Genomic DNA, 13,975 nt, shown 5'->3' on the forward strand with positions numbered 1-13,975 from the left:
AACGGCGTCGTCTCGGACAACGGCTTCCCCGACTGGTCACGCTCCCGCCACAGCGCTGACCGCGCCGATGAGCGGATGCCGGGTCTGCCGCCGGGAGGAACGACGATGGCGGCCGGCCCCATCGGGCGCGGCCGCCATCGCGGTGCGGGCGCTCTCTCAGCGCGTCACGGAGATCGAGTCGAGCTCTGCGTATCCGACTCCCCCGGAGAAGTAGGGCGACCCCTTCGCGAGGCGGATCACGTTGTACCCGGCCTTGAGGGTGACCGTGGTCGACACGGAGCTGCCGAACTGGCCCCACCCCGCCGTGGGCGGGTAGGAGATCGTCGACCACGCGCCGCCGTTGTACGCCAGGCCCTGGGTGGCGGTGGCGCCGGTCCCGTTCGCGTAGCGGATGCCGAGCGTGTACGCGCCCGCCGTGGGCACGTTCACCGTGAAGTCGACGAAGCTCTGCGACCGCATGTCGGCGGTGCCGTCGATACCGCCCACGTATCCGCCGTTGGAGGCGGATGCCGACGACCGGCGCTGCGCGTTGACGACCGTGGCGTTCTCGGCCTCGTACACCTGCTGGTACGACGTGGTCGGTCCGTTCACCGGGGTGACCAGGGCCTGGTAACTCTGACGGGCGTCCATATCGGTCACCGGGATGCTCACCGACCCGTTGACCACCGGCAGCGTCTGCGTGGAGACGGTGGTGGGAGCGGCCACGTTCACGTCGCGTCCCGACGCCGGCGTCGTGGAGAGCACGACCTTGACGGTGTCACCGAACCCGGATAGACGATCGACCCGCACGGTGTTGTTGCCGTAGTCGCCGCCGAACACGACGTTCGCGATCTTGCGCGTGCCGTCGAGCGAGGCGATGCCGTCGAGGTCGGCATCGGCCGTGACCGGCAACATGTTGCCCGCCATGTCGCCGTACCACTTGTACATCCAGTACGACGCGGTCGGCTGGCCGTTGTACAACAGACCGTTCATGGTCCCCGATTCGAACCAGTACGCCCGCTCGGCATCGTTGACCCCGGTGCGCTCGAACTGGGCGATGTAGTGCAGCGCGATGCTGGGGACATCGACCTGGTCGGGCCACGCGTACTCGTTGATGGAGATCCGGCGAGGGGAGATGCCGAGGCTGGCCTCGATCGAGCGGTAGTCGGCGACGTGCTCGTCGATGTCACGCCACCCCTGCGACAGTTCGTGCCAGACGATGACGTCGGGCAAGGTGTTGGTGGCTTTGGCGTTCTCGAGGAACGAACGGATGAAGGTCGGGTTGTAGATGGTCGTACCCGGTCCGATGATCGGGGTGACCGTGTCCTTCGCACGGATGGCGCGGTACGTGCGGGTCCAGCCGTCGTTGAAGGGTCCGGCCTTCTGGGTATCCCACGTGCCGTCGGGCTCGTTCCAGATCTCCCAGCCGTTGATGTTCGTGGTGCCGGTGGCGGCGAGACGGTCGTCGACCATCTTGTTCACCTTCTGCAGCCAGTCGTCCCAGCTGACCCATTTGTAGGGGAAGTCGGGGTAGACGTCGGGCATGCGGAGGTACTGCTGCCCTCCGGTGGCGATGACCGTGGGCGCGACTTTGAGCCCGTCGCCCGTGGGCGTCGATGCGCCGTTGCCCAGCTGCTGCACCCCGGGCGGGGGCTGAGTGTGCTGGCGCAGGCTCAGCGGCTGCAGAATCGCGGCCGAGGGGGTGGTCGCGTCGGCGATGCCGTAGAGGCCGCCGGCGGCGACGTGGGTCACCGGACGCAGGACGGCTCCCGCGTCGACGACGAGGGTGTGGTCCACGGCGTGGGCGGCCTGGCCGGGCACGAGCAGTGCCGCCGTCAGGGCGCCGACCGTGGCGAGTGCGGGCAACGCGGTCTTGGTTCTCACAGGTGCTCCCTTGCAGTGCGATCGGGCGTCGCGGAGGGCCCGCGGAACGCCGTCACAGCGCCCGCTGAGGTCCGCGCCTCCCGGTGTCGAACCGGTTCGACAGTGAACCGGTTCGACAACAGTACGACGGAGCTCGGGCGGCGGTCAACAATGCATCTCGCCGCCACCCGACTCTCGCGCAGCGCGGGCGCCCGGCGGGCCCGCGGTCCGGCGCGTCAATCCACCGCGTCGCTCCGCCGGACGGCTTCTCGCTCGAGGATGAGATAGACCGCCGCCGTCCACGTGTACGCACGGTCGCGCAGCCCCTCGCCCGTGCGGGCGTCGAAATTCTCGGCGAAGCCTCCCCGCTCGCAGAGACGTCGGAAACGCGCGCTCACGTCGTCGGCGAGGTCGACGTGCCCCGCACGCCGGAGGCCGTCTTCGAGCAGCATCGTCGACGGCGCCCAGATCGGGCCGCGCCAGTAGCCGTCATCCTCGTACCACTCGCTGTCGGGCCGCTCGGTGGCCGGCCCCCACTCCGTGAGGAACGCCGTGGCGGCCCGAGCCACTTCGGCGCGCACGTCGACCGGAAGGCGGTCGCCCGCGACCACGGCGAGCAGAGGCAGCAGGCTCGTGCGCAGCGATTCGCCACCGTCGACGACGCCGCGAGCGACGAACCCGTCGCCCTGCCAGAGCTCCGCCAGGGCAGCGGCCATGCGCTCGGCCTCGGCGACCCAGGGTGACGGGTCGCGGCCGACGTCGTCGGCGAGACGAGCGAGCTCCTCGAGCTGCAGCAGCAGGAAGGCGGCGAGATCGGGGGACTCAACCAGTCGCGTGCGATCGAACACCGTGGAGTTGTCCCACCCGCTGTCGTTCCCGTGCTGGTAGAACGCCAGCGTCCTGCCCGGGACGCGGCGTTCGTCGAGCCAGAACCGCGTCCACCGCGCGAGCTTGTCGTACACGTCGTCCCGGACGCCGTCAGCGAGCACGAGACCCTCGGCGCGAAGTCGCGAGAGCGCCCACCCGTGGATCGGCGGTTTGACGAAGTTGTAGAGGCGCTCCGAGTGGGCGATCGAGTCGGGCAACGCGCCGACGGCATCCTGATGGTCGAACGGGGCCAGGAACTGATCGAGCGCGAGAGCAGGCTCGCCGGAGGCGAGGGCGATGGCGTTGAAGCAATGGTCCCAGCTCCACACCTTGTCCATCCAGTGCATCGACATCAGCACGGCCTCGCGCCGCAGGAATCCCGCGGGCGACACCGTCGCCGACCACAGCACGTACGCGGCCAGCAGCGACGCATCGCGCGCGGGAGCCGCGAGCTCGCGCTGGTGCGTCCAGGGCGCGATCCGCGCGGCGAAGGCCGCGAACTCCTCGGCGACCTCACGCGCGTTCTCATCGAAGGTTCCGGATGCCGAGAATGGCGGCCTCGAGCTCTCGAACTCCTCGATCGCGATCTCCCAGCCCTCGCCGGAGTCCCCCTCCGCGGTGACGGTGACGGCCCTCGTGGCCGCCCCGAGGCTCTCGGCTCCCTCGATGTGGAGGCGACCCGTGATCGCGGTGACGCGGTACCGGCATCCGGTCTCGTAGGAGGTGAACACGGCGCTGCCGTCACGTGGATCCTGGAACAGGTAGATGCCCGTGAACGGCGTGAGTTCGGCCGCCGCCTCCGCCAGGCGTACCGTCGATCCCGCGTCTCCACGCACGCGGAGCGTGTCCGCAGAGGCGAAGACGGCCTGCACGCAAAGGGCGCCGTCCGACCAGCGCACGCTCGCGGCGTCAGCCCCGACACTCCACCGGCCAGAAGTGGCATCAGCCGTCGATCTCGGCACGACCGAGAGCACGGGGTGCATCCCCGTGCGATGCGACACGAGGTGCACGTCGTCGACCGTGCGGTGAGCGCCGACGACCGGGGACAGATTCAGCCAGGAGCCGCGTCGGCTGAGGGGGACGTGCCGGAGGGGGAAGGCGGGGATCTGACTCGTCATCGAGGACCTTTCGGTTCGTGGAGATTGCTTCTTGCCAAACAGATGACGCCCATTGTACTTTCGAACCGGTTCGAATCGAACCAGTTCGATTAACGCACGACAGCGCTCACCCGGGACACTCGGTATCACCACCGATTCATCCCGCCGGGCACCAGCGACCCGGCGACAGAAAGGACGGCGACATGGTCAACATCGGCGATGTGGCGCGAGCCGCCGGCGTTTCGCGAAGCACGGCGTCGTACGCCCTGTCCGGCAAGCGCACCATCTCCCCCGCGGTTCGCGAGAACGTCGAGCGCGCGGTCCGGGAGCTCGGCTACACCCCGAACGCGGGGGCTCGCGCTCTCGCGACCTCGCGCACGAATGTGCTGGCACTGCTGGGACAGTTCCACGAAGACGAGTTCGCCCCGGCCATGCTGCAGTACATCCTGGGCATCACCAATCGCGCTCGCGAGCTCGGGTTCGACACACTGCTCGTCACCGAGAGCGACGGTGTGGAAGCCCTCACGCGCATCGCCACCTCGCGCATGGTCGACGGCTTCGTCCTGCTGAACGTCGCGGAGTTCGACGAGCGGCTCGATCCGCTCCGCGCCGCGCAGCAGCCCGGCGCCCTCGTCGGACTCCCCGGGGATGCCACGGGCATCGACACGTTCGACCTCGACTTCGACGCGGCCGGACGACTCATGGTGCAGCGCCTGCACGAGATGGGCCACCGAGAGCTCACCCTTGTGTCGCAGCCCGAGCACGTCGTCGAACGCGGCGGCGCCTACGTCTGGCGGCTGGCCGACGGGGCCCGTGCCACGGCCGAGGAGCACGGCATCCGCCTCAACCACATCTTCGGCTCCTCGCACCAGCCGCAGATCGGCGCCGACCTCCACGCGGTGCTGGACCAGTACCCCGACGCCACCGGGCTCTTGCTCAACAACGAGGCCGCGGCCGCCGCGCTGCCCTCGGTTCTGGCCGCGCGCGGCCTGTCATCACCCGCCGACATCTCGGTCATCGGGCGTTACTCGGACGAGTTCGCCCGCACGTTCTCGCTGCCCTTCAGCGCCATCGACAGCGCCGCCGACCTGCTCGGCCGACGCGCCGTCGAACAACTCGTCTCGCGCCTGCGCTCAGCCGCCGACGCGAGTCCCCACGTCGTCGAATTGATCGCGCCCGTCATCGATGATCGCGGCAGCATCGCCGCACCCCCACCCCGTCGCTGAGACGGGACACACACAGCGCTCACCCGAGCATGTTCGAGGAGGAACAATGAACCCCAAGGTCCTGCGCATCGCCGCAGTCCTGGCCACGGCCGGCATCGCCGTGGGCACCCTGGCCGGCTGCTCCGGCGGCGGCGGCGCCACCGGAGGCGACTCCGGCAGCGACGCGGCCGGCGGAACGTACACCTGGTGGGACCCGTACCCGCAGCACGCCGAAGACTCCGACTGGGCCAAGCGCGTGCAGGACTGCGGCACCCAGGCCGGCGTGACCATTCAGCGCACCGCCTACGACACCACCGCCCTGACGAACCAGGCGCTGCTCTCGGCCCAGGACGGCACCTCGCCCGACATCATCCTCATCGACAACCCCGCGGTGTCCACCCTCGCCGACACCGGGATGCTCTCCACCACCGACGACCTCGGCCTCGACACCGCCGACATCGACGAGAACCTGCTGGCCGCCGGCGTGCTCGACGGCAAGACCTACGGCATCCCGATCGGTGCCAACACCCTCGCGCTCTACTACAACGCCGACGTGCTGTCGGCGGCGGGCGTCGACCCGACCTCGATCACCGACTGGGCTTCGCTCGACGCGGCTCTGGCGAAGGTGTCGGCCGCCGGGAAGAAGGGGATCACCTTCTCGGGCATCAATACGGAAGAAGGATCCTTCCAGTTCCTGCCCTGGTTCTGGGGTGCCGGCGCCGAGCTGACCGACCTCTCGTCGCCCGAGGCCGTCGAGGCCGTCACTCTGTGGAAGGACTGGCTCGACAAGGGCTACGCGCCCAACTCCGTCATCACCAATTCGCAGAACACCGTCTGGGAGGAGTTCCTCACCGGCGACTTCGCGTTCGCCGAGAACGGCACCTGGCAGGTCAACAGCGCCGCCAAGGCGCCCTTCGCAACCGGAGTGATCGAACTCCCGGCGAAGGACGGCGGCGCCGCGCCCGCCCCCACGGGCGGGGAGTTCATCGTCGCTCCGGTCCAGAAGGACACCGCTCGATACGAGACCACCCGCAAGATCATCGAGTGCATGACGACGCCCGAGGGCTTCGTCGACACCGCCAACACCTTCGCCTACTACATCCCGCCCACGGCAGAGGGACAGAAGGAACTGCTGGCGGAGAACGCCGGCCTCAAGACGTGGGTCTCGGCGGTACAGGCGGCCAAGGGACGCACGAGCGACAACCTCGGCACCGACTACCCACTGATCTCCGAGCAGCTGTGGACGGCCGTGCAGAACGTGCTCTCGGGGGCGCAGTCGCCCCAGGAGGCCCTGGACGCCGCCCAGTCCGCGGCGCAGTCCGCCACCGGCAAGTAACGGCATCCATCGGTCCGGGGGACGGCGACGTCCCCCGGACCCCCGTCGAAAGAGGCATCCCATGTCGTTCCCGACCCTGCGCGAGCGCGCTCGCGCGGCCGACGACACCGTCGCCGTGACCGTGCCGACCTCCGCACGGCGCCGCCGCGCCCATCGCGACGGATCCCCGTGGGTGGCGGCCGCCTTCGCCGCCCCGCTCGTGATCTACCTCGTGGTGTTCTACCTGTGGCCGCTCGTGCGCAGCATCGACCTCAGCATCCACGACTACACCGTCCGCGCCTTCGTCCAGGGCGACGCCGCCTTCGTCGGCCTGGACAACTACCTCGCGGTCGTCTCGTCGCCGACGTTCGGCCCGGCGCTCGCGAACACCGCGGTCTTCGTCCTGGTCTCGCTGGTCTTCCAGTACGCGATCGGGCTCGGACTCGCCGTGTTCTTCCGCTCGCACTTCCCCCTCAGCGGCGTGCTGCGCGGGCTGTTCCTCGTCCCGTGGCTGCTGCCCCTCATCGTCTCGGGCTCCACCTGGTCGTGGATGCTGAACAGCGACAACGGCATCATCAACTCCGTCCTGAGCGCCTTCGGCATCGGCCAGATCAATTGGCTGACATCCCCCGACACCGCCATGACGGCCGTGTTGATCGCGAACATCTGGCTCGGCATCCCCTTCAACCTCGTGATCCTGTACTCGGGGCTGCAGAACATCCCCCTAGAGCTCTACGAGGCTGCCTCGCTCGACGGCGCCGGACCCTGGCGGCAGTTCTGGAGCATCACCTTCCCGCTGCTGCGCCCGGTCTCCGCGATCACGCTGCTGCTCGGCCTGGTGTACACGCTCAAGGTCGTCGACATCATCTGGATCATGACCCGGGGCGGCCCCGCCGACGCCACGACGACCCTCGCCATCTGGTCGTACCGCGAGGCCTTCGGCACCGGCCAGCCCGACCTCTCGCCCGCCGCCGCCGTCGGCAACATCCTCATCGTCATCGCGCTCGTCTTCGGCTTCGTGTACCTGCGAGCCCAGCGTCGCCAGGAGAACTCATGACCGCTCGACGTTCGTGGTGGAAGACCGGTCTCGGTCTGATCTTCACCGCCCTGATGCTCTTCCCCGTCTACTGGATGCTGAACGTCTCCTTCACCAAGACCAGCGACCTGCGCGACAGCCCGCCCCACGTGTTCCCCTTCGACCCGACCGTCGAGGGCTACACCGCGGTACTCAGCCAGCAACTGCCCAACCTCGGTACGAGCCTGGTGATCGGCCTCGGATGCGTCGTCGTGACGGTGGCGATCGCGGCCCCCGCCGCCTATGCGATCGCTCTGCTGAACCTCCGCGGAGGCAGGACGCTCAATTTCGTCCTGCTGGTTGCGCAGATGATCCCGGCTGTCGTGATGGCGATGGGGTTCTACGCGATCTACGCCCGCGCGGGTCTTCTCAACAGCGTGCCGGGGTTGATCCTGGCCGACTCGACCGTCGCGGTCCCGTTCGGCGTGCTGCTGTTCACCGCCTTCATGGGGGGCCTGCCCCGCGAGCTGCTCCAGGCGGCGCGGATCGACGGCGCTGGATCGTGGCGCACGTTCGTATCGGTCGTCCTTCCGCTCAGCCGCAACTCGGTGTTGACCGTGGCGCTGTTTTCGTTCCTGTGGGCCTGGTCGGACTTCATCTTCGCCTCGACCCTTGCCCGCAACTCCGCCCTGAAGCCGATCACGCTCGGCATCTACGCCTACATCGGCAACAACACCACGCAGTGGAACGCCATCATGGCCACCGCCGCCGTGGCGTCGATCCCGGCGGCGATCCTGCTCGTCGTCGCCCAACGATATGTGGCCGCAGGCGTGACCGCCGGCGCCGTGAAGGACTGAACGTGGTTCTGGAAAATCCCCTCGCCGCCCGGTCCCGCCTGCAGGCCGTGCCGGTGGTCCCGACGACTTCACGCGTGCGCGGCATCGACGTCGGAGCCCTTCGCATGGATGCCGAAGGGTTCTGGGGCCGCCGCCAGACGGTCAACGCCGCGGCGACCCTCACCCACTGTCGCGAATGGATGGAACGGCTGGGCTGGCTGACGAACTTCGACCGCGTCGCGCGGGGTGAGGCGCTCGAGACGCGCACGGGATGGGTGTTCTCGGACTCGGAGGTCTACAAGCTGCTCGAGGCCATGGCCTGGGAGCTCGCCCGTCAGCCCGACGACGAGCTCGAGACGACGTTCTCGGCCCTGGTCGGTCGGATCGCCCGGGCCCAGGATGCAGACGGCTACCTCGGCACCGCGTTCGGACACGTCGGGCAGGCCCCGCGATACAGCGACCTGTCGATGGGGCACGAGCTCTACAACATGGGGCACCTGTTGCAGGCCGCGGTCGCGCGCGCCCGCTCGGGGCATCCGGGCGACGAGCTCGTCGAGGTGGCACGGAGGGCAGCCGATCACATCTGTCGGGAATTCGGCGAGGGCGCGCGCGACGGCGTGTGCGGCCACGCCGAGATCGAGGTGGCGCTCGCCGAAGCGGGGCGCGCGTTCGGCGAGCGTCGCTACCTCGAGCAGGCGCGGATCTTCCTCACGCGCCGCGGGCGGGGGACCCTACCGGTCCCTCCGCTGCTGTCGGCCGAATACTTCCAGGACGACGTTCCCGTGCGCGACGCCTCCGTGCTTCGCGGTCATGTGGTGCGCGCTCTCTACCTGTCAGCCGGTGCCGTCGACGTCGCGGCGGACACGGGCGACACGGAACTGATGAATGCCCTGGAGCGGCAGTGGGAGAACACCGTCTCCCGTCGCACCTACCTGACCGGGGGGATGGGATCCCGGCATCAAGACGAAGGCTTCGGCGACGACTGGGAGCTCCCCGCCGACCGCGCCTACTGCGAGACGTGCGCGGGTGTGGCATCCATCATGTTCGCGTGGCGCCTGTTCCTGCAGTCCGGTGACGTGCGATACCCCGACCTGATCGAGCGCACGCTCTTCAACGTCGTGGCGACCTCGCCGAGCGCCGACGGTCGCGCGTTCTTCTACGCCAACCCGCTCCATCAGCGCGAGGCCGGAACCCCCGCCGATGACGGGGTCAACACCCGCGCCGAGGGAGGGGTGCGCGCTCCGTGGTTCGAGGTGTCGTGCTGCCCCACCAACGTCGCGCGCACGCTCTCCTCGCTCTCCGCCTACGCGATCGCCCTCGACGACGACGGTCTGCTGCTGCTGCAGTACGCCGCGGGCGAGGTGCAGGCGGGAGGCTGGCAGGTACGCGTGCAGACGAGGTATCCCGACGAGGATCGCGTGCTGATCAGCGTCGACGACGCCCCCGCCGACGCGTCACGGCTGCGGTTGCGCATCCCCGCATGGGCGGAGGGGGCGACCATCGCGATCGGCGACACCCCCGCCCGCCCCGCGGAGCCCGGCTGGTTCGACGTCACCGGTGCCTCGGCGGGCACCGTGGTGGCCCTGACCATTCCGCGACAGCCGCGCCTGGCGTTCCCCGATGGACGCATCGACGGCGTGCGAGGGACCGTCGCCGTCGAACGCGGTCCCCTCGTGCTCTGCCTGGAGTCGGTCGACCTCCCCGCCGACGTGCCGCTCGAGGGCGTGCGCCTCCTGCCCGGCGCGCCGACGGCCGCGGGCGACGGAGCGCGCGCCGCGGCGGTCGTCGTCGACCCGGCGAGCCCGAGCGCGGCGCTGCCTTACGGGCCGACCCCGCGTGCCGAGATCGCCGCGCGCTCGATGTCGGTCACGCTCGTGCCCTATCACCGGTGGGCCGAGCGCGGACCGTCGCGGATGCGGGTCTTCGTCCCCCTCGCACACCCCTCGGCGCAGCGCGGCTGAACCTTGCCGACCCGACGCTCACTCGGCGATAGCCGGCTGCGCCGGGGGCGCGGGTCTCCGCACCGCGCCTCCCGCCGGCACGGCGGCGTCTCGTTCGTCGCTCGTCATCCAGAGATGCCGGGTCTGAAGCGGCCCCGTCAGAGGATGACGCCGAACTCCTCGGCGAGCGCGGGCAGCTCCTCGTGCAGCACGCGCGACGCCTCCTCGGCGAGCGGGTTCGTCGAGACGCCGCGGTCGTTGACGAGCTTGCCGCCGACGTAGACCTGCTGCAGGTTGCGCAGGCCGCAGGCGAGCACGTAGCTGCGCACGGGGTTCCAGAGCGGACCGACGTCGGGGGTGCGCGGGTCGACGACCACGAAGTCGGCGAACTTGCCCACCTCGAGGCTGCCGACGCGGTCGTCGACGCCCATGATCTCCGCGCCCCCGAGGGTGTGCAGGCGCAGCACCCGCTCGGGCATCATCGACAGCGGGTCGTGGGTGCGGGCGCGCTGCATGAACATCCCCACGCGCATGTTCTGCCACGGGTCGGCGACGTCGGTGCAGGCCTGGTCGTCGAGGCCCATGCCGACCTTCATGCCCTGCTCCAGCATCTCGGGCACGTGGGCGATACCGGATGCCAGGCGCCCATTGGATGCGGGCTGCCACGACATGCTGGCGCCGCCGGCGGCGGCATCCGCGATGATCTCGGGCGTGGTCTGGATGAAGTGGCCGAACATCATGCCGGGGCGCAGGGCTCCGGCTCTCTTGTACAGCTGGAACTTCGTCTGCTGGTGCTCGATCGCCTCGTACGTCTCGAGGAAGTGCGCCTGGTTCGTGACGCCGAAGCGGTCCATGACCGCGACCTCGATCTCGGCGGCATCCGGCCGGGTCGACCACTGCACCTGGCCCATGATCGAGGCGCCGAGGGCGATATCCGGGTCCATCGCGAGCACGTGATCCAGGGATGCCTCGAACCGCGCGAAGATCTCGTCGTCGGTGCCGACGGTGGCGTCGAGTGCGATCGAGTCGACGAAGCGGAGCCCGGCGTCGTGGCATCCGTCGGCCTGGCGGGTGTGCCACGCGTGGTCACGGAGGACCCCGCCGCCGTCGGCGCGCTTGCCCTCGACCATCGGTTCCCACGGCAGCAGCGGGTCGGTGAAGTTGTACGCCGTCGTCACGCCGTTGGCGAGGAAGTCGAGCGAGCCGTGCAGCGTGGCCCAGTAGATCTGATCGGGAGAGGCGTTGTTGAGCACGCTGAACATCGACGTGCACCAGCCGTAGAGCGTCTGGTCGACGCCGAGTCCGCGCGAGCCGCTGGTGAACAGGTGGCTGTGCGAGGAGACGAAGCCGGGGGCGACGAACTTGCCGTCGACGTCGAGGATCTCGTCGGCGGTCAGCCCCGGATCGGGGTCTCCGGCGCCGATCGCGGCGATGCGACCGCCCTGCACCAGCAGGTACCCGCGCTCGATGTAACCGGGGTCGTCGGTGCCCGCGGGGACCGTGATGAGGCGTGCGTTCGTGACCAGGAGCGACATGTTGATGACGGTAACAATCGCGTGTTTCCGCGGTGTTCCGGGCGTGCGGCGGGTGGTTTGCGGGGTGGAGCGATGTTCGCGAGGCACGGTCGCAGCGCGGGGCGGGCGCGCGCCGACGCGGAGACGTCGGCGACGCGCTCGCGGCGACGCCCCGCGCTAGGCGAAGGCGAGACGCACGGCCGGAGCGATCGCCGCGAGCACCTCGTCGCGCGCGGGCGTCGAGGGGAACACCAGGAACAGGTGCGGCACGCCCTCGCGCCGCACGAACGTCGTCGGGACCTCGGATGCCGTGAGCCGGTCGGCGTACTCCTCCGCTTCGTCGGACAGCGGGTCGACGCTCGCCGCGACGATCACCGCGGGGGCGGAACCGGCGAGCTCTGCAGCGCGCAGCGGTGCCGCCTCGACGGGCACCGACCCCGCGGCGTGCACCCCGGTCGTCGAGCCGGGAACCGGCTTCGGGCCCGCTCCGCCGGCATCCTGCAGGTACAGCCCCCAGTACCACTGCATGCCCGTCGCGGTCAGCGGGAGGTTCTCGGTGTGGGCGCGGTAGCTGGGCCGATCGGGGTCGGGGGCGTCGAGCACGGGGCACAGCAGCACCTGGATGCGGATGCCGGGAGCCCGACCCTCGCGCGAGCGCAGCGCCAGCGCGGCGGCGAGGTTGCCGCCCGCGCTGTGTCCGGCCACGCCCAGCAGCGTGGGGTCGACGAGTCCGTCCGCGCCCTCGGCGGCGAAGCGCAGGGCGCGTTCGAGGTCGTCGAGGCCGGCCGGGAAGGGATGCTCGGGCGCGAGGCGGTAGTCGACGCTCAGCACCTGCGCCCCGGTCGCAGCCGCGAGCGCGCGGCACAGGGCGTCGTTGTTGTCGAGGTCGCCCGCGACCCACCCGCCGCCGTGGGCGAAGACCAGCGTGCCGCGGTGTCCCGCGCGGGGACGGTACAGGCGCAGCGCCAGACCGTCGGCATCCGTGTCGATCGACTCGACGTGCTCGTCGTCGGGCAGCCGCACCCACGACGGGTTGGCGCGCAGCTCCGCGATGCGCGTGGCGTCGTCGCCGGCGGCATCCGTCGCCCCGGAGGGAATGGTGCCGGCCCGCGCGGCGAGGCGGGCGAGATGCGCGCGCACGGCGGGGTCGGTGATCGCGGGGTGGACGCCGTCGCTCACGGGGCTCCTCTCGGGGTGGATCGCTCGCGTGTCCGAGACACGCCGCCGGCGGCTGTCCGACACGGCGTGTCGTGGACTCTCAACCGGGGGTAGGGGAGGGCCAGCGACGCGCCGATAGCGAGCGTACGACCCGCCTGCGCCACGACAGCGCCGGGACGACAGAGCGTTACGCCGCGGAAACACCCGCGTCGCGGGGCCGTGCGCACCCGGGCGTACGGTGACGCCGACGGGCGACCCGACGCCCCGGGAGAGGAATGCCATGCCGCAACGCGTCATCGTCACGGGAGGGTCCGGCGGGATCGGGGCCGCGATCGTCGAGAGGTTCCTGGCCGACGGCGCGCGTGTCGCGGTGCTCGACCGGCGCGCGCTCGAGGGATCGGCATCCGTCTTCGTCGAGGTCGACCTGCGCGATCCTCTCGACACCCGCCGCGCCGTCGGCGAGGCCGTGACCGCGCTCGGCGGCGTCGACGTGCTGGTCAACTGCGCCGGGATCTTCCAGCACGCAGCCCTGCTCGACATCACCGTCGACGACTGGGACCGCGTGCTCGACATCAACGCGCGCGCCACGCTCGTCACGATGCAGGCCGTGGCCCCCGTCATGCTCGAGGCCCGGGGCGGCTCGATCGTCAACATCGCCAGCATGGCCGCGAAGCACGGCGGCGGAGGCGAGGGCCACTACGCCGCGTCGAAGGCCGCGGTCGTCGCGCTCACCCGCGCCGGAGCCCAGGAGTGGGGATGCCACGGCGTCACCGTCAACGCCGTGTGCCCCGGATACGTGCTCACCGACATGGGCGCCGACACCCGGTCGGAGGCCGACGTGGCCGCCTGGAGCGCGAAATCGCCGCTGGGCCGGCTCGGCATCCCGGATGACGTCGCGGGGGTCGCGCACTTCCTGGCCTCGCCGGCGGGCGGGTACCTCACCGGTCAGGCGATCAACGTCACGGGCGGCATGATCATGCACTGACCGTGGGGCTGCCGGGCTGCCGCGCGGGACTACGGCGCGGGGCTGCGGGGCCGGGCGGGCCGGGCTCCGGAGAAACGGCGACCACGCGCTCCGAAACGGGGCGCCCGAGCGGCCTTCGCCGGGATTCTCCGGAGTTCGGCACGCGTCGCGCCCGGCGCCCGGGTGCAACCGCGCGTGACGGCGGGCGGCCCGCGTCGCGCC

10 protein-coding genes are annotated in these 13,975 nt (G+C 70.4%); 6 read left to right on the top strand and 4 right to left on the bottom strand.

What is annotated here, in order from left to right:
* Positions 1-156 precede the first annotated feature (156 nt).
* Both ACK4LS_RS05260 and ACK4LS_RS05265 read right to left on the bottom strand, forming a co-directional pair.
* Positions 157-1,863 (bottom strand): CBM35 domain-containing protein, encoded by a 1,707-nt coding sequence (locus tag ACK4LS_RS05260; RefSeq protein ID WP_409714221.1) that lies wholly within the window; start codon positions 1,861-1,863, stop codon positions 157-159.
* A gap of 215 nt (positions 1,864-2,078) precedes the next feature.
* Positions 2,079-3,827, bottom strand: a complete 1,749-nt coding sequence (locus tag ACK4LS_RS05265; RefSeq protein WP_409714224.1) for an amylo-alpha-1,6-glucosidase — start codon at positions 3,825-3,827, stop codon at positions 2,079-2,081.
* A gap of 182 nt (positions 3,828-4,009) precedes the next feature.
* Here ACK4LS_RS05265 and ACK4LS_RS05270 point away from each other — a divergent pair, with 182 nt between their 5' ends.
* The 5 genes from ACK4LS_RS05270 to ACK4LS_RS05290 all read left to right on the top strand — a co-directional run bounded on the left by ACK4LS_RS05270 (position 4,010) and on the right by ACK4LS_RS05290 (position 10,138).
* Positions 4,010-5,032, top strand: a complete 1,023-nt coding sequence (locus ACK4LS_RS05270) for a LacI family DNA-binding transcriptional regulator (protein ID WP_409714227.1) — start codon at positions 4,010-4,012, stop codon at positions 5,030-5,032.
* Between the two features lie 46 nt (positions 5,033-5,078).
* Positions 5,079-6,347 (top strand): extracellular solute-binding protein, encoded by a 1,269-nt coding sequence (locus ACK4LS_RS05275; protein WP_409714230.1) that lies wholly within the window; start codon positions 5,079-5,081, stop codon positions 6,345-6,347.
* Between the two features lie 61 nt (positions 6,348-6,408).
* Positions 6,409-7,383 carry a carbohydrate ABC transporter permease gene (locus ACK4LS_RS05280; RefSeq protein WP_409714233.1) on the top strand — a complete coding sequence of 325 codons (975 nt, stop codon included), beginning with the start codon at positions 6,409-6,411 and terminating at the stop codon, positions 7,381-7,383.
* Positions 7,380-8,198 carry a carbohydrate ABC transporter permease gene (locus tag ACK4LS_RS05285; protein ID WP_409714236.1) on the top strand — a complete coding sequence of 273 codons (819 nt, stop codon included), beginning with the start codon at positions 7,380-7,382 and terminating at the stop codon, positions 8,196-8,198. The genes ACK4LS_RS05280 and ACK4LS_RS05285 overlap by 4 nt, the downstream gene beginning before the upstream one ends.
* Before the next feature lie 2 nt (positions 8,199-8,200).
* A complete protein-coding gene (locus ACK4LS_RS05290; protein ID WP_409714239.1) occupies positions 8,201-10,138 on the top strand; it encodes a glycoside hydrolase family 127 protein in 1,938 nt (645 codons plus the stop codon).
* A 137-nt stretch (positions 10,139-10,275) separates the two neighbouring features.
* Here ACK4LS_RS05290 and ACK4LS_RS05295 read toward each other — a convergent pair whose 3' ends face one another.
* On the bottom strand, positions 10,276-11,652 hold the full coding sequence (locus ACK4LS_RS05295) for an amidohydrolase family protein (RefSeq protein WP_409714242.1): 1,377 nt from the start codon (positions 11,650-11,652) through the stop codon (positions 10,276-10,278).
* A 156-nt stretch (positions 11,653-11,808) separates the two neighbouring features.
* Positions 11,809-12,810 (bottom strand): alpha/beta hydrolase, encoded by a 1,002-nt coding sequence (locus ACK4LS_RS05300; protein WP_409714245.1) that lies wholly within the window; start codon positions 12,808-12,810, stop codon positions 11,809-11,811.
* A gap of 259 nt (positions 12,811-13,069) precedes the next feature.
* Here ACK4LS_RS05300 and ACK4LS_RS05305 point away from each other — a divergent pair, with 259 nt between their 5' ends.
* Positions 13,070-13,774, top strand: a complete 705-nt coding sequence (locus tag ACK4LS_RS05305; protein WP_409714248.1) for an SDR family NAD(P)-dependent oxidoreductase — start codon at positions 13,070-13,072, stop codon at positions 13,772-13,774.
* The last annotated feature ends 201 nt before the right edge of the window (positions 13,775-13,975 follow it).

Origin of the sequence: Microbacterium sp. (genome assembly GCF_046295495.1) — a bacterium.
Lineage (GTDB): Bacteria > Actinomycetota > Actinomycetes > Actinomycetales > Microbacteriaceae > Microbacterium.